Source organism: Phormidesmis sp. 146-12 (assembly GCF_052939495.1).
Genome location: NZ_JBJPHS010000080.1, coordinates 13523 through 29363, shown reverse-complemented (window position 1 = coordinate 29363; position 15841 = coordinate 13523). Strand labels below are relative to the sequence as shown.

Below are 15841 nucleotides of genomic sequence, written 5' to 3'. Positions count from 1 at the left end.
GGGCGTTCCAGAAATGTCGCTACCCACCGATTCATACTTGGATTCAGCAACGCCGGCGTTGAGTGAATCGTTTCCAGGGCATGATAAAGTGCCCGCACGATCGCTTGTACGTTTCCTTTTCCGCCAAATTCTGCTACAAATCGGCCGCCCGATCGCAGCGCGTAGTAGACACTTTGAATTACACTGTCAGGGTTAGAAATCCAGTGTAGGACAGCGTTTGAGAAGACGGCATCAAAGGGACGATCGACTTGAAAATTCTGAGCATCTGCAACCAAAAATTTGAGGCCAGGGTAGTTGTGTTGAGCAGTCTCGATCATGGTGGGCGAGCGGTCAATTCCGACAACTTGAGCGTGAGTTGCGATCTGTTGTGTGAGTTGTCCGGTGCCACATCCCAGGTCTAGAATTCGTTCTCCAGGTTGGGGCGATAGCAATTCTATCAGTGATTCTCCAGATTGCCAGACGAATGCATGTCTGCTTTCATAGAGGTTAGCGTTCCATTGGTTTCTTGGCATTGTTTTAGAGCGATCGAGTCATTCTCTCTAGCGTTCTCAGAATTGTTTTCTGTTGATAACTCTTACGATACGCAACTCAATCATGAATGTCCAATATATATTTCACACTCAACTAATACTTAAAAAATATGAGTCATACCTTGTATGTTTTCTTATACAAGCAAAGATCCCCAATTCTTTGAAGAAATCAGGGATCTCACTGCGGTTCGATCGCGCTAGAAACGACTGGAACAATTAAACTTTGAACTTATCAGAAATCCGCTTCATCGCTTCTTCGACATTCTCGCGGCTGTTAAAGGCTGAAATGCGGAAGTAGCCTTCACCTGCGGCACCAAAACCCGATCCAGGCGTTCCGACTACATTTGTGCTGTGCAACAACTTATCAAAAAAGTCCCAGCTTGACAGCCCGTTGGGAGTCTGAACCCACACATAGGGCGCATTGGTTCCCCCGTAAACCTTTAAGCCTGCTGCCGTCAGTTGTTTGCGAATGATTTTGGCGTTTTCCATGTAGAAGCTGACGAGCGCCTGGATTTGCGCTTTTCCTGCCTCTGAGTAGACGGCCTCGGCTCCCCGCTGGACAATATAAGACACGCCGTTAAACTTGGTTGATTGACGACGATTCCACAGTTTCCAGAGTTCTACATCTGAGCCGTCTTTGGCTTTAGCAGTCAAGGTTTTGGGTACCACCGTCAGAGCGCAGCGAGTCCCCGTAAAGCCTGCATTTTTGGAGAACGATCGAAACTCGATCGCACAGTCTCTCGCCCCTTCAATCTCATAAATCGAGTGAGGCAAACTGGAGTCAGTAATAAAGGCTTCATAAGCTGCATCAAAAAAGATGATTGATCCATGCGCTTTTGCATAATCAACCCACGCTTGCAGATGTTCTTTAGTCGCCGTTGCGCCCGTCGGATTGTTGGGAAAACACAGATAAATCAGATCAACTTTTTGAGCAGGAATCTGAGCCGTAAAGTTGTTGTCTGCGGTAATCGGCAAATAGACAAACCCATCATACTCACCCTTTTCGTTGGCATCGCCTGTGTGACCCGCCATCACATTGGTATCAACATAAACTGGATAAACTGGATCAGTAACCGCGATCGTATTGTCATCGCCAAAGATATCCAAAATATTGCCAGAGTCGCACTTTGAGCCATCAGAAATAAAGATCTCAGAAGCGTCAATCTCACAGCCGCGCGGTCGAAAGTCATGTTCTGCAATTTTCTCACGCAGCCAAGCGTAGCCTTGTTCAGGCCCATAGCCCTTAAAAAGGGAGCGATCGCTCATATCTTCGATCGCTTGGGTCATCGCAGTTCGGCAAGCTTCGGGTAACGGTTCTGTGACATCTCCAATTCCCAAACGAATAATTTTGGGATCTGGGTTTGAGTCTGCAAACGCATTCACCCGTCGCGCAATCTCTGGAAACAGGTAGCCCGCTTTGAGCTTCAGGTAATTGTCATTGATAGTGGCCATAAGTCGATCGCTACGAACGTTATACAACAGCTTACCGCAGCGCTATAGTCCTGATGATAGACCTTGCAGAATTTGGTCTAGACTCTGAACTTCACAAGGAAAAATAAAGCCCTTCAGAATTGGCAGCTTGGGAGGCAGAAGCGCTGAACACCGTAGCGAAAAAACTTCATCAAATTCACGTTAATGAATGCCCATTAATTGAGAGCATTGAGATTAGACAACTAAAAATCAAATTCCTTTCTCAAGCTGCAAAGACCAGTTTTGAGGCAGGTTTAAGAGATCCTGCTTGCCCTTTGACATGACCCACAAAGCAGTGCGAGTTCTGAGACGGCCCACAACCACTCGATCGTTCTTCCATTCTTCTACCAGTAGCTCATCGGGAGCGATCGCCGTATCAATAATAAAGTCGTCCAGCCCCGACACCGTACCACAATAGGAACCCGCATCCTTTAGCGAAATCTGAAAAAATTCGGTCGCATTGTACCCTGGAGGCAAAACAAAAATGCCGTAAACCTGATGCCGTCCTCGCCAGGGTTTTACCATTACCTTAGTCGGATGAATGGTTTTAGCGTTATTAATAGCATTTGGCTGTGTAACTAAGTCGGGGCATTCAGAGATCAGACCAGGCCTTTGTAGATACTGACTATACCTTTGAATAGAGTGAACGCTCCGAGGAAAGCCCAACAACGCTGACGCACCTAGAACAATTATTGCCGCAAGGAAAACTCGTTTTATCATCACTCCCCTGTCAAATCACTGCAATATGAGAAGCCCAACATAAATTTTCTGGCGTTGCTGATTGGAGGGATGAATCTGTTCGCCCCCTAAATCCCCTAAAATTGGGGGACTTTGAACCTAACGCCAATTTTCTCTATGTTAAATGAATTTGCTTCTCTACCCTGTGTACTTTAATACTTCAATTTGGAATTCATGTCACGTTCCTATTAAGTTGAAGTGAAACTTAGAGCGTGCTGACTAGATAGCGTGTTCTTTCAACACTTCGAGAGGAACAACTTTGAGAGCAGCTTCGTGGGTGGCTGAAAGCACGATCGGAGGAGCAAACCCAGCATTCAAAGCCTCCTTCCAGCGCGAAACACAAAGGCACCATCGATCGCCCGACTTGAGTCCTGGAAATTCATACATCGGCATCGGGGTGCTGAGATCGTTGCCCTGCGATTTTGTATAGCTCAGAAAGTCATCCGTCACTTGAGCGCAAACGACATGAGTTCCCACATCTTGAGGCCCCGTCTCACAGCAACCGTTGCGAAAAAATCCGGTCATTGGGTCGGTCGAACAACTCTCCAAAGTTCCGCCTAATACATTCTTTGCGTCTGTCATCATGACTCCAGGGGTAATCAGAAAGAAAAGCTTCTCACCCATTGTAGAAGAACTTATTTAGGATAACGCCGATCGAGGCTTCCGCAGCCCTCGTCAGTTTGCCCAACGTGATCCACTCCCTCTAATATAAAGAGCTAAATCTTCTCAGCCCGTGTGGATCAAAAACTCTCAGGTCTAAAAAATATTTAAATTTAATAGAAATCTCCTAGTCAACGGTGAACGATCGCTAACCTGGTTTAATGATTCAATTGGTCGATCACTAATAACCTTATGGAGCTTGATAGAGGTTGATGAACATAAGCATTACAAGCATTACTCTACGGGACGCAAGTCCGTCTCAAGCAGCAAAATCGTCGTCTCATAGCCAATTCTGCCCATGTCGGGTTCTGGCCCCATTTCCATCTCGATCTTATATGACCAGCTACCCGAATCTGGATAATGACTTCTGACTTTGCCCTCACCGCCCACAAACTGCACAACTTGGTCGGGGTTGAATTTGGGAGAAGCAATCATATTGAAAGACCTCATAACCGACTCCTTAACTGGATTGAAGGATTAGCTTCCCTCATTCAATGTAGCGATTGAGATAAAGCCGAATCTTGGATTGACTCAATCTAAAGAGAAATGCACCCTAATTCCTCTGCCAAGAGTTGAAATTGTCGATCGCCTTTATCGTCCTCAAGAGACAGTTTATTCGACCTACTCAAATTCGATAGTCCACCTTAGTCAATAAGACATATATCTAATCAGACCGAACCTCTACCACTACCGAAGCCGCTTCAAAGTACTTACAAAACTCAGTCAAAAGCGACAGCTCCAACTTGCGGGTTAGTCTTCTCAGCTTTTGCAACTCTGCCTCTGTAAAATCGAACTCAGAAAGGTCGATCGTTGCTGTGATCAAAGTAGGCTCAGATTCAGCGTCACCGGGGCGTTGCATCAACAAAAAGAACTCCTCTATCAGTGCCAGGTTGCTAACGTTTGTCATGACGTAATGCTGAATGGGACAGTGAGAAATTGTTCTAGAAATCAAGCAGAACAAAATGAATAAGCAGAGGTTTGCCTGTAGATAAACATATTAAAGTTCATCTACTGTCTTTCCAAAAACGACTACTACATTCGTATAAATACTGAATTGGTAGTTTCCTTAAAGACTCAGACTGATGCTAACTTTTTGCGCGCTCTTCAGTTTCTGCCTTTGGATAGAATACTAATACTTCAAGATAAGTAGCGTGAATTCCGGCAAAAATACGCTGTTAGATAGAGTATTCATTTTCTTTAGACATAGACCGCTCCTAAATTCGATCGCCTTCAAAATGCTCCGGACTTACCCCTCGATCGCTGTTTAATAAAACGTAAATTCAATAAAAACTCGCCTTGGGCATCGATTCGAGTTATTCCTCAAATTCCCCACTCTGTAAGAAGCCTTGAACTAGAACTCTTCTCTTAAAGTCCCCCAAAATTGGCAGCTTGAGGCGGAAGTGCTCAATAACGAAGCGAAAAATCTTCATCAAACTCGATTTACTTGGTTCACACAACAAGCAGCTTCTAACACCTTCAGGATTGAACAAATTTTGGTTACAACCTGTTTCCTACTGACTTCCTCCATCCATCCCTTAAAATCAAGCTTTGTCGCAAATGGAATCTAATTTTGATAGCCTCCTCTCTATCGTCTCTACTCACGCTCACCCTTTGGGATAAAACGAGCGGCACCTGGATCAATGTCGTCACTGTGATTTTGGGAACGACGATCGGACTCTTCGCCAGAGGCAGCTTGCCTACTCGAATGCAGCGCATCATTACCCAGGGATTAGGACTGCTGACCGTGTTTCTAGGCATCACCATGGCCAACAGCCTGCTCAAAGTTCAAGTAGAGCGAGTTGACGGAGTAATTTTGGGATTGTTGGCGATCGTACTAGGCGGTCTTTTGGGTGAATGGGGACGGATTGAAGCCCAACTGCAAAAACTGGGGAACCTCCTGAGAGATCTCTTCAAAGGAGGCGGCAGTTTTACAGAAGGATTTGTCGCTGCCAGCTTGTTATTTTGCATCGGGCCGCTGGCCATTTTGGGCAGCCTCAAAAATGGTTTGTCAGGAGACAACACGCTCCTATCAATCAAGTCGGCAATGGATGGGTTAGCGTCGATCGCATTCAGCAGCAGCTATGGAATCGGGGTGGGGTTTAGCGCGATCGCACTGCTGATTTATCAAGGCGGACTGTCTCTGTTTGCCGGATTGTTGGCTCAAGTGCTGCCCGATCCCGTCAATGCACCCCAGGTTTTACTCACCTCCGGAGTCGGCGGACTGATGATTTTGGGATTAGGTTTAAATCTGCTAGAAGTCACAACCTTAAGCATTGCTGCATTTCTTCCTGCCCTCGTCTTAGCACCGTTGTTCTATACGATCGCTCAACGCTTGGGTTAATCATCCACAAACGAGTTGGTCAACAAAGTCTGACTCAGTTGGGTAGCGTTTAGGTCTCCTTGTGCGATCAGATTTGACAAGCTAGAAAGACCTCTAAGGTGAGAACTTGGGAATGGATCTGGCCAACGGGAAAATAAATTTTTTAAGAATTGATTCTAAATTCTAAAATGTCTCTATAATTGACGACGATGGTCATGATGATGATAGGTTCATCAACGGCTCAAGAGACTAAAAGTTAAACTAATAATCTCAACCAGCCAATACCCCAGGTCAAGTTTTAGGGTTAAAAAACCTGTTGTCAGGGAATACCAGAGTTAAGTAGTCAACGTCATTTAAACAATAGGAACAGAGCAATGGTCACAACCAAAAGGAGATCACCCACGTCAACGCTAGTCTCGAAGGGTTCGATCGATCAAGCCGCTTCGATATTAGAAGACTTGCCGGAAAAGCCGAAAGAAATTTGGTCACTGCGCGAAGCAATCGATTTGCTCAAAGATCAGATCTCGGCAGCACTCGATCGGGGGTATAGCTACGCAGAAGTTTCAAAGATGCTAACGGAGAAGGGAGTCGAAATCAGTCCGTCAACGCTAAAGTATTATCTTTCTTCTGCCCGCAAAGATAAAGATGGAACCAAGCCGAAAACACGCAGAAGACGCAAAAGCCAAAACTTAAGTGTGTCTCCCGAAACGCTAAATCTACAAAACGGCGCATCTGCTCCCGAAAAAGAACCAGCCCCGGCTGAGGCCCCCGCAAAACGCACGAGAGGGGCTTCTACCAAGGCTGCTGCTGCGACCAAATCGCCCGTCAAGACAACGACCACCAAAGCAAAGCCCGCTGCCACCAAAACAAAAGCGGCTCCCAAAGCGACGACGACTAAAACGCCTTCGACCAGAGGCCGCAAAAAAGCAGCAGGTTGATCAGAGGGCGGTTGACCTTTCGTTGAGGCTGACCGTTTTCTAAAGTTCTGTTCCTACCCGTAGGGGCGTGGATTGTCATGCCTCTATCAAGCTTTCCTGAACGATTCACAAATCAATATTTGATAACCCTGCAACCATCGTCAGGGTTTTTTGTTATATGTAGACCCTATGACCCTGTAATGAGCGGTTGAAATTTACTTCAGAAGACAGCCAAAAAACTACGTTTAGTCCATCTGCTTAGTTTGTTAATAGTTTGTTGATAGAGGAACTTTCTGATGACAACGATCGACCTTCCTGACAGTCTCGATGCGTTCTGGATGCCCTTTACGGCCAATCGCCAATTTAAAGCCAAGCCTCGCTTAATGGCTGCTGCAAAAGGAATGTACTACACGACGATCGACGATCGCCAGGTGTTAGACGGAACGGCCGGGCTGTGGTGTGTCAATGCAGGGCACTGTCGCGAAAAAATTGTCGAAGCGATCCATCAGCAAGTCTCTACTTTGGATTTTGCGCCGACCTTTCAGATGGGCCACCCGGCTCCGTTTGCGTTAGCCGATCGCTTGGCAAAAATGCTGCCCGGTGATTTGAATCATGTGTTTTTTACAAACTCTGGATCAGAAGCGGTCGATACGGCCCTCAAAATTGCGTTGGCTTACCATCGAGTTCGGGGAGAAGGCACTCGGACGCGCTTGATTGGTCGAGAACGGGGATATCACGGCGTTGGCTTTGGCGGCATCTCAGTCGGCGGCATTGCGCCCAATCGTAAGTTTTTTGGCAGTCTGCTTCCCGGTGTCGATCATTTACCGCATACGCACAATTTAGAACAAAACGCTTTTAGTCGAGGTGAGCCGCTGTGGGGTGCCCATCTTGCCGACGAGTTAGAGCGCATTGTCACCCTGCATGATGCTTCTAATATTGCCGCTGTGATTGTCGAACCTGTTGCCGGATCAACGGGCGTTCTGATTCCGCCTCAAGGCTATTTGCAGAAGCTCAGAGCCATTTGTGATAAGTACGGCATTCTCCTAATTTTTGACGAAGTAATCACGGGGTTTGGTCGTCTGGGCACCGGATTTGCGACCGACTATTTTGGCGTGATTCCTGACTTAATTACTGTCGCTAAGGGAATTACAAATGCCACGGTTCCAATGGGAGCAGTATTTGCGCGAGATGGCATTTACGACGCTTTTATGAATGGGCCAGAGAATGCGATCGAACTCTTCCACGGGTACACCTATTCCGGTCATCCGCTCGCCTGTGCCGCCGCGCAAGCCACATTGGATATTTACGAAGAAGAAGGACTGTTCGATCGCGCCAAAAATTTAGCCAGCTATTGGGAAGACGCGGTGCATTCTCTCAAAGGGTTGCCAAACGTAATTGACATCCGCAATATCGGGCTGATTGCTGGCATCGAACTTGCACCCACTCCTAACCAACCTGGAGTTCGGGCTTATAACGCGATGGTCAGTTGTTTTGAGCAAGGACTACTCGTTCGCAACACCGCCGATATTCTAGCCCTGTCGCCTCCATTGATTATCGAGAAATCACACGTCGATCGATTGATCGAGATTCTCAGCAATGTTCTCAAGCAGGGATGAGGGATGAGGGATGAGGACGGTTCGGAATTGAGCGTTAAAGATTTTTACTGCTTCACTTGTCATCTACCTACTGCCTCCTCACTCCTCACTTGAACTTGTTCTAAAATGAAAACGCCGCACTCTGGAGAGTGACCCGAACTCGCTAATCTGTATAAACCTTGTCAGAAAGTGGTAGGCTAACGCACATCACGACTCACCCACTACGAGCCAGCAAATCTTAATTTTTCTAGTAAATTACCCTTGCTGTATTTTCGGGCACTTAATTCAGACAATCGACGGCTGTAGGGTTCGTAAGTTGGGTTTACTAAGCCAATCAATAAGAGATCAAGCAACAAGCCTATGTCTGTTAAGAACGATCGTACCGGAATGTCGCTGGAAAATATCAAGCGCGCCTTCACCGATAACCTTTACTACATTCAAGGTAAAGACGAGCGGTTCGCCACTCTGTATGACTACTACATGGCATTGGCATACACCGTGCGCGATCGACTCATCGATCGGCGGATTAAAACCGCCAAGGCATACGCAGAGAAGGAGACCAAGACCGTTTACTATCTTTCGGCAGAGTTTCTGATTGGTCGGCTCTCAATGAATAATCTGACCAATTTGGGCATCTATGACCAGATGCAAGCCGTCACCAAAGAGATGGGGCTGAACCTCGAAGATTTGCTAGAGCGCGAAGAAGAACCCGGTCTGGGCAATGGTGGTCTTGGACGACTCGCCGCTTGCTTTTTGGACTCGTTGGCGACGCTGCAAATTCCAGCAATGGGCTACGGGATTCGCTACGAATATGGCATTTTTGACCAAATGATCGCAGGCGGCTGGCAGCACGAACGCCCCGATAACTGGCTAAGATTTGGCAATCCTTGGGAGATTGCTCGCCCTGACTACATGGTAGAAGTTAAGTTTGGCGGCCACACCGAAGCCTACACGGATGCGAATGGTCACTATCGAGTCCGGTGGATGCCTCGCAATACAGTCTATGGAACGCCCTATGACACGCCGATCCCCGGATTTAAGAACAATACGGTGAATCCGCTGCGTCTGTGGAGTGCTAAGTCCAGTGAAGACTTTAACTTCCAGGTGTTTGATGCTGGAGAGTATACGCAAGCGGTTGCGGACAAAACCTATTCTGAAAATATCTCCAAGGTTCTGTATCCCAACGACAACACGCCCCAGGGTAAAGAACTCCGCTTAGAACAGCAGTATTTCTTTGTGTCTTGTTCGTTGCAGGATATTATTCGCCAGTATCTGCGATCGTATGACAACTTTGATGCCTTCCCCGACAAAGTAGCGATTCAGTTAAATGATACGCACCCGTCGATCGGCGTTGCAGAATTGATGCGCTTGCTAATTGATGAGCATTTCCTCGAATGGGAACAAGCGTGGGAGATTACGCGCAAAACCTTTGCCTACACCAATCACACGCTACTGATTGAAGCGCTGGAACGCTGGGCGGTCGGTCTGTTTGGGCGGTTGCTGCCTCGACACTTGGAGATCATTTACGAAATCAACTACCGCTTTTTAGATGAGATTCGTCAAAAGTTCCCCAATGATAAAGCCAGACTTGAGCGGATGTCACTGGTACAAGAAGGCCCCGAAAAGCACATTCGCATGGCGCATTTGGCTTTTGTGGGCAGTCACACGACCAATGGAGTCGCCGCCCTGCATACCGAATTGCTCAAGCGCGATGTGATGCATGACTTTTTTGAGATGTATCCAGAAAAGTTCCAGAATAAAACCAATGGCGTAACGCCGCGGCGGTGGGTGCTGATGAGTAACCCTGTACTGTCGCAACTAATTACAAGCAAAATTGGGGATCAGTGGCTCAAAAATCTGGACGATCTAAGAAAGCTAGAAGCCTTTGCAGATGATCCCGAATTCCAAGCGGCATGGCGTAAGATCAAGCAAGACAACAAGCGTACGCTGGCGGACTACATTCAAGCAAACAATGATCTTGAGATTGATGTAGATTCGATGTTTGACATTCAAGTGAAACGGATTCACGAATACAAGCGTCAACTGCTCAATATCATGCATGTGATCACGCTGTACAACCGGATCAAACGTGCCGCTGCGAATGGAACGCTAAAATCTCTGAACATTACGCCTCGCACCTTCATCTTTGGTGGAAAGGCGGCTCCAGGCTACTTTATGGCGAAGTTGGTGATCAAATTGATCAATTCAGTCGCCAGCGTTGTGAATCATGATCCAGATGCTCAAGACTTGATCAAGGTCGTGTTTTTGGCGAATTTCTCCGTCTCGCTGGGGCAGATTACTTATCCTGCGGCTGACTTATCTGAGCAGATCTCGACCGCTGGCAAAGAAGCCTCTGGCACAGGCAACATGAAATTTTCACTCAACGGGGCCCTGACGATCGGTACCCTTGACGGAGCCAACGTTGAAATCCGCGAAGAAGTGGGCGCAGAGAATTTCTTCTTGTTTGGGCTGACGGCGCAAGAAGTGATGGTGATGAAGTCGCAGGGCTACAATCCGATGCACTACTATCACGACAATCCCGAACTTAAGCAGGTGATCGATCAGATTGCGTCCGGGTTCTTTGTGCCCAAGGAGCCAGATTTGTTTAAGTCGATCGTTGATTCCTTGCTGTTCAAAGACGAGTACATGCTGCTGGCAGACTTCCAGTTTTATCTCGACTGTCAGGATCAGGTGAGCGAGGCTTACAAAGACCAGACCAGTTGGACTCGCAAATCGATTCTAAATGTGGCGCGGATGGGCAAATTTTCGTCTGACAACACGATCAGCCAGTACTGCAAAGAAATCTGGAATGTCGAACCGATTCCGGTCAATCTGGATGTGGATGGACAACTGATCAAAGGAGAACACACGACCTTGACGAGCAGCATTTAATGTCTTTCGGTTTCTAAATCTGCAAATCTAAATTAAGCAGCCCCAAACCGTTTCTTGTGAAGCTGGTTTCAGGGCTGTTTTTTGTGGGGTTAACTCTGCGGCTAATTCTGTGGATTGCAATCATTGCTCATTTTGTTAACGTGAATTCGATGGAGTTTTCTCGTTTCGTTGTTCAGCACTTCTGCCCTCCAACCCCCAATTTTGGGGACTTTGAGACAATATTTCTCGTTCAAAGTCCCTCACTTGTGGGGGATTTAGGGGGCTGCCCGGATGGGCAACCGTAGCGAAGGATGATCATCGAATTCATGTTTTGTTATGAGTGGTTAGTGATTAGTCATTGCAAAAGTAGTATTTGTCTTCATCAAAGTTGTATTTGCGATCGCAAAAGCAGTATTTGTCTTTGTGCGTTTAGAAACTGCGATCGTAAAAGCAGTATTGATGAATAGGTGAGTTGTATTTGCGATCGCAAAAGCGGTATTTGTAAACTGAAATCTTGCAACTTTCCGAGTAACCCGCCCTCGAATCAATCCGGGGCTAACGGTGCAAAATCCATTGAAATGGGTTAGAAGCCCAACTGAGTCAGGAGTGTAGCCTCTTTCAAAAAACTTCCAAAATAAGCCTGTCATAAATGGCGGGGTGGGGGTTGGGACGGATGCCAGATCTCAATCTTTTCTATCGTCGTATCCTGGCGTTGCTGATTGAAGGGATAAATCTGTAAGAAGTGTCCATCTTTTCGCCCCCTAAATCCCCCAAAATTGGGGGACTTTGAACGTTTGGTTCCCCTCCAGATTGAGGGCAATTCATTCTGTGATTCAGCAACGCCTATCCTACAGTTGAATGACATTGTTGTTCAGTTCCTTCACCTGAATCAGAGCAGGGTCATCCATCACCCAGTCAAATCGAGTGAACGATCTCTTCAAGTTACCCGCAAGGGGTCGCTGAAGATGATAGTTGGGCAAGATGCGAATCACCTGGTACTCGGTGATCAAGTCACTGCTGCCATCCCACTTGAGCAGGGCGAGTTGATTGGAGACGATCGCGCTCAACTAGGCACAGAGTCGTCAATACTGTCGCCAATGTCCGGCAGAATGCCAGACGACACCATTAGAAACCGCTCCTGCAAATCCAAAGTCGCCCGGACTCGATAGTGTCTGCCCATTGAGAAGTGCAACTCAACGGTGAGCGCGATCGAGCCAAGGAAAAACATTCCTGACTGCTATGTTAATTTCTCCCTGAGTTAGTGCAAGGAGAATAAGGAAGCCAGGCTATCGAAAGTATTTGGGGTCTGATTCCGGCTTTCAAGACCCCACAGCAAAGCTGACGGTGTACAATGATGAACGCCTCCGTAAGTTACTGTAATTAACTAGAATTAAGTTGTAAAACTCGTGCCCGTCAAGATTTGTGACTAAAGCCAAGCCAAGCGACGTTTGCCAAGTTCGATGTTTTAACGCGGAGTTAGTTACTCAGGTGAGTGACGCACTGCCAGAAGACGATCTTCTGGAAAATGCTCAAGTTCTTTTCGGTGCTTTGGCAGATAAGTCACGCTTGAAGATTCTCCATGCTCTCAGCGACGGTCAAGAGCTTTGTGTCTGTGATGTGGCTTCCCTGCTTGAAGGCAAGATCGCGTCTGCCTCTCATCACCTGCGAAAACTGCGCGACCTCAAAATCTTGAAGTACAGAAACGATGGCAAACTCGCTTACTACTCCTTGAAAGACCAGCGTGTAGCTGAGATTCTTTGCCACGCTTTAAAGCAACTTGCCGAGTGAAACATTCCAGTGTTGGTTTGAATGTAGACTTTTTTGCAGTAACGTTCTAATATTAGTTTGAATGTTTGAGTAAAAAGTGGGCTATGAGCGACAATTGTTGCCAAAATAAGAGTAGTGAGCTATCAAAACTGAAAAAACAGCAAGCCAAGGTGCTTTGGGCGGTGCTGTTCATTAATCTGGGAATGTTCGTCATTGAGTTCGGGGCAGGAGTTCGAGCAGATTCGCTATCCTTAACCGGAGATTCACTCGATATGTTGGGTGATGCGTTGGTCTATGCCAGCAGTTTATATGTCATTAACAAGGGCAGTAAAGCTCAGGCTGGGTCAGCATTTCTCAAAGGAATCATCATGTTTTTGTTTGCAATTGCAGTTTTTGCAAGAGCAAGCTATCAACTATTTGCGGGCACAATCCCGGAAGCAGCTATCATGAGTACGGTTGGAGTTTTAGCGTTACTTGCCAATTTATTCTGTCTGCTGCTGTTGACTAGACACCGAGAGGATAATTTAAATATGTCTTCTGTGTGGTTGTGTTCACGAAATGACATCATTGCGAATACGTCCGTTCTTGTGGCAGCAGGGTTAGTTTTTCTGACGCACTCTGTACTTCCAGATTTAGCCGTAGGTTTGTTGTTAACGTTTGTTTTTGCAAAGTCGTCAGGGAAAGTGCTTTCGCAGTCTTGGAGAGAGATGCAGCAGGCATAGTAAGTTTCCAATCGTGCAATAGTGATCGCAGTCTAACAATAGTGTTGCAGCAGACGGAACAGAGGTTATGGGTGGGATGCGAAGGATGTTAGCCGCCGCTGAACACGAACGTTGGCCTGCTTAAATCTAGGTATAGACAGCAGTTCAGGATTCTAGGTTGGGATGTCAAAGCTTGAAGACGTTAGCTCATAACCCAGCGTGAGAACAATGATTCTCCCTTTCTGAGTTATGGCTTGCTCAAAAGACAGCAAGGTTATCGTCATGGTCGGCTTTGCAGACAAATTCCAATCTCTTGTAAATCAGTCGCAGCAGAAGATTACAGAGATCCAGAGCAATGAACAGAAAGTAACTACTCAGGCTTAAATCTTAGTAACGAATTGAGGGATCGGGCAAGAGAGGCACTACGCTTTTGGGAAGCGGGCAGGTGCAAGAGGCAAAGACATTGAGCGAGACCCCTCCGAAGCGAGAAATCAGTCGAGCAGAAATCTGTGCCGTGTATGCTCAGGGAGAAGATGCGGTGATTGCCTTAGTGGAAGGATTACTGCAACGCATCAAGGTGTTAGAGCAACGAGTCGAAGAGCTAGAGAGGCATTGGGAGGTTATTTCTACGCAAGTCCCTCAGCAGTGATTGGCAATCGACCTGCATCTGATTCCGTGCTATGGCACCCCGACCGACACCGAGTTGCCTTACATCTATCGGTCTCAAGCGAAATCGGGCACCACTTCTTCCTTCGCTGATGCCACCGTTTATGTGATTGCAGCAAAAAAATTCATCGAACTAACCCTCGCTGAGGCGATCGAATGACCCGACTAATTATTAGATTTGAGATTGTTTGTAGGATCGACGATCGGGAGTGCCGTTCCCATGCTCCAGGGGGGTTAGTTTGTTTTCGCTCACCTCCATTGCTCTCAGTATAGTTGGCAGCGACATTGGCATCTAGCCAGGGTATTGTTTGGCTCGATCGCTAGGCGTTCTCTAACTCATTGACAAAAGTATCACTCAGTAATCCTCCCACGGTTGGATGAAAAATCTCTAAGTGTTTTGTAAAGTCATAACCAGATAATATTTTTTTTGTAAATCTGGAGACTTGTATATGCGAATCGCTCAGATTGCGCCCCTTTGGGAAAGTGTTCCTCCTCCTGCTTATGGGGGGGCTGAGTTAGTCGTCAGCTTGATCACGGATGAGTTAGTGCGTCGAGGTCATGAGGTGACATTGTTTGCCAGTGGTGATTCTCACAGTTTGGCTGAGATCGAGGCGGTTCATCCCCGTGCGCTGCGGTTAGATGGCAATGTCAAAGAACATGCGATTTATGAAATGTTGCAATTGAGCGAGGTGTATCAGCGATCGCAAGAGTTTGACATCATTCATTCTCACATCGGTTGTGCTGCTTTGCCCTGTGCGCCTCTCGTCAAAACGCCCACGGTACATACCCTCCACGGGGCTTTTACAATGGATAACGAAAAGCTTTTTAAACATGCTCGTAACCAACCTTATGTCAGTATTTCAAACACTCAAAGAGAACCGAGATTAGGCTTAAATTATGTCGCGACGGTCTATAACGGTATTAATACAAATAGTCATAAATTCTATTCGCAGCCAGATCAAGACCCGTATCTGGCTTTTTTAGGGCGTATTTCACCAGAAAAGGGAACTCACACGGCGATCGAGATCGCAAAACGCACAGGCTGGCATTTAAAGATTGCGGGCAAGGTCGATCGCGTAGACGTTGAGTATTATGAGGAGCTGATCAAACCCCACATTGACGGCAAGCAGATTGAGTATTTAGGGGAAGCCAATCACGTTCAAAAAAATACGCTGATGGGGAATGCGGTGGCGACTCTGTTTCCGATTACCTGGCGAGAACCGTTTGGCTTGGTGATGGTGGAGTCGATGGCCGCCGGAACGCCTGTGATCGCGATGGAGCTAGGATCTACGTCCGAAATCATCGTTCACGGTAAGACAGGATTTTTGTGTCACAGCGTTGACGAATGTATCGATGCGCTTGATCGGGTGCATACTATCGATCGTCAGGCTTGTCGTGATCACATTGCCAATCATTTTGATGTTGTACAAATGGTGGATGGGTATGAGGCAGTGTATCGTCAACTTTTGGTCGATCGCTTTGCTCAAAATGGTCACAGTCGCAGTCGCACCGTTGCAACGTTGTTAAATTAGCGGTAAACATTTAGCTGTTAGGAGAGTGATTAATTAACCGTTTATAGTTGATCATTCTCCATTCAAAAACTCAG

At 46.8% G+C, this 15841-nt stretch carries 18 protein-coding genes; 9 read left to right on the top strand and 9 right to left on the bottom strand.

The window, feature by feature from the left end:
* From ACKFKF_RS25715 to ACKFKF_RS25690, 6 genes are all read right to left on the bottom strand, one after another.
* The coding region (locus tag ACKFKF_RS25715; protein WP_446870280.1) for a class I SAM-dependent methyltransferase at positions 1 to 512 on the bottom strand (512 nt) is incomplete at its 3' end.
* Between the two features lie 234 nt (positions 513 to 746).
* Complete coding sequence (locus tag ACKFKF_RS25710) at positions 747 to 1982, bottom strand: LL-diaminopimelate aminotransferase (protein ID WP_446870279.1); 1236 nt, start codon at positions 1980 to 1982, stop codon at positions 747 to 749.
* A gap of 228 nt (positions 1983 to 2210) precedes the next feature.
* The gene (locus ACKFKF_RS25705; RefSeq protein ID WP_446870278.1) at positions 2211 to 2525 is read right to left on the bottom strand and encodes a hypothetical protein; all 315 of its coding nucleotides are present in this window, start codon (positions 2523 to 2525) and stop codon (positions 2211 to 2213) included.
* 432 nt (positions 2526 to 2957) lie between these two features.
* Entirely contained in the window at positions 2958 to 3320 is a 363-nt protein-coding gene (locus ACKFKF_RS25700; protein WP_446870277.1) for a DUF2237 family protein, read from the bottom strand.
* A 312-nt stretch (positions 3321 to 3632) separates the two neighbouring features.
* Positions 3633 to 3833: a hypothetical protein gene (locus ACKFKF_RS25695; protein WP_446870276.1), complete on the bottom strand. Its 201-nt coding sequence runs from the start codon at positions 3831 to 3833 to the stop codon at positions 3633 to 3635.
* Positions 3834 to 4062: 229 nt separating this feature from the next.
* The gene (locus ACKFKF_RS25690) at positions 4063 to 4305 is read right to left on the bottom strand and encodes a hypothetical protein (protein ID WP_446858684.1); all 243 of its coding nucleotides are present in this window, start codon (positions 4303 to 4305) and stop codon (positions 4063 to 4065) included.
* A gap of 663 nt (positions 4306 to 4968) precedes the next feature.
* Here ACKFKF_RS25690 and ACKFKF_RS25685 point away from each other — a divergent pair.
* The 4 genes from ACKFKF_RS25685 (at position 4969) to ACKFKF_RS25670 (ending at position 11122) form a co-directional block, all read left to right on the top strand.
* Entirely contained in the window at positions 4969 to 5739 is a 771-nt protein-coding gene (locus ACKFKF_RS25685) for a DUF554 domain-containing protein (protein ID WP_446870275.1), read from the top strand.
* Between the two features lie 353 nt (positions 5740 to 6092).
* Entirely contained in the window at positions 6093 to 6656 is a 564-nt protein-coding gene (locus ACKFKF_RS25680) for a hypothetical protein (RefSeq protein WP_446870274.1), read from the top strand.
* 275 nt (positions 6657 to 6931) lie between these two features.
* Positions 6932 to 8251, top strand: coding sequence for an aminotransferase class III-fold pyridoxal phosphate-dependent enzyme (locus ACKFKF_RS25675; RefSeq protein ID WP_446870273.1), 1320 nt, complete (start codon positions 6932 to 6934; stop codon positions 8249 to 8251).
* A 339-nt stretch (positions 8252 to 8590) separates the two neighbouring features.
* The gene (locus ACKFKF_RS25670; protein ID WP_446870272.1) at positions 8591 to 11122 is read left to right on the top strand and encodes a glycogen/starch/alpha-glucan phosphorylase; all 2532 of its coding nucleotides are present in this window, start codon (positions 8591 to 8593) and stop codon (positions 11120 to 11122) included.
* A 323-nt stretch (positions 11123 to 11445) separates the two neighbouring features.
* On the opposite strand, the gene ACKFKF_RS25665 is transcribed toward ACKFKF_RS25670, so the two are convergent.
* The 3 genes from ACKFKF_RS25665 to ACKFKF_RS25655 all read right to left on the bottom strand — a co-directional run bounded on the left by ACKFKF_RS25665 (position 11446) and on the right by ACKFKF_RS25655 (position 12329).
* The gene (locus tag ACKFKF_RS25665) at positions 11446 to 11748 is read right to left on the bottom strand and encodes a hypothetical protein (protein ID WP_446870271.1); all 303 of its coding nucleotides are present in this window, start codon (positions 11746 to 11748) and stop codon (positions 11446 to 11448) included.
* A 201-nt stretch (positions 11749 to 11949) separates the two neighbouring features.
* Positions 11950 to 12168, bottom strand: coding sequence for a hypothetical protein (locus ACKFKF_RS25660; protein WP_446858690.1), 219 nt, complete (start codon positions 12166 to 12168; stop codon positions 11950 to 11952).
* A complete protein-coding gene (locus tag ACKFKF_RS25655; protein WP_446870270.1) occupies positions 12165 to 12329 on the bottom strand; it encodes a hypothetical protein in 165 nt (54 codons plus the stop codon). The genes ACKFKF_RS25660 and ACKFKF_RS25655 overlap by 4 nt, the downstream gene beginning before the upstream one ends.
* Positions 12330 to 12589: 260 nt before the next feature.
* On the opposite strand from ACKFKF_RS25655, the gene ACKFKF_RS25650 reads away from it, so the two are divergent.
* The 5 genes from ACKFKF_RS25650 to ACKFKF_RS25630 all read left to right on the top strand — a co-directional run bounded on the left by ACKFKF_RS25650 (position 12590) and on the right by ACKFKF_RS25630 (position 15767).
* Positions 12590 to 12889, top strand: a complete 300-nt coding sequence (locus ACKFKF_RS25650) for an ArsR/SmtB family transcription factor (RefSeq protein WP_446858692.1) — start codon at positions 12590 to 12592, stop codon at positions 12887 to 12889.
* 83 nt (positions 12890 to 12972) lie between these two features.
* On the top strand, positions 12973 to 13590 hold the full coding sequence (locus ACKFKF_RS25645; protein ID WP_446870269.1) for a cation transporter: 618 nt from the start codon (positions 12973 to 12975) through the stop codon (positions 13588 to 13590).
* A gap of 442 nt (positions 13591 to 14032) precedes the next feature.
* Entirely contained in the window at positions 14033 to 14218 is a 186-nt protein-coding gene (locus ACKFKF_RS25640) for a hypothetical protein (RefSeq protein ID WP_446870268.1), read from the top strand.
* Complete coding sequence (locus ACKFKF_RS25635) at positions 14219 to 14395, top strand: hypothetical protein (protein ID WP_446870267.1); 177 nt, start codon at positions 14219 to 14221, stop codon at positions 14393 to 14395.
* Positions 14396 to 14684: 289 nt separating this feature from the next.
* The gene (locus ACKFKF_RS25630) at positions 14685 to 15767 is read left to right on the top strand and encodes a glycosyltransferase family 4 protein (RefSeq protein WP_446870266.1); all 1083 of its coding nucleotides are present in this window, start codon (positions 14685 to 14687) and stop codon (positions 15765 to 15767) included.
* Positions 15768 to 15841 lie beyond the last annotated feature (74 nt).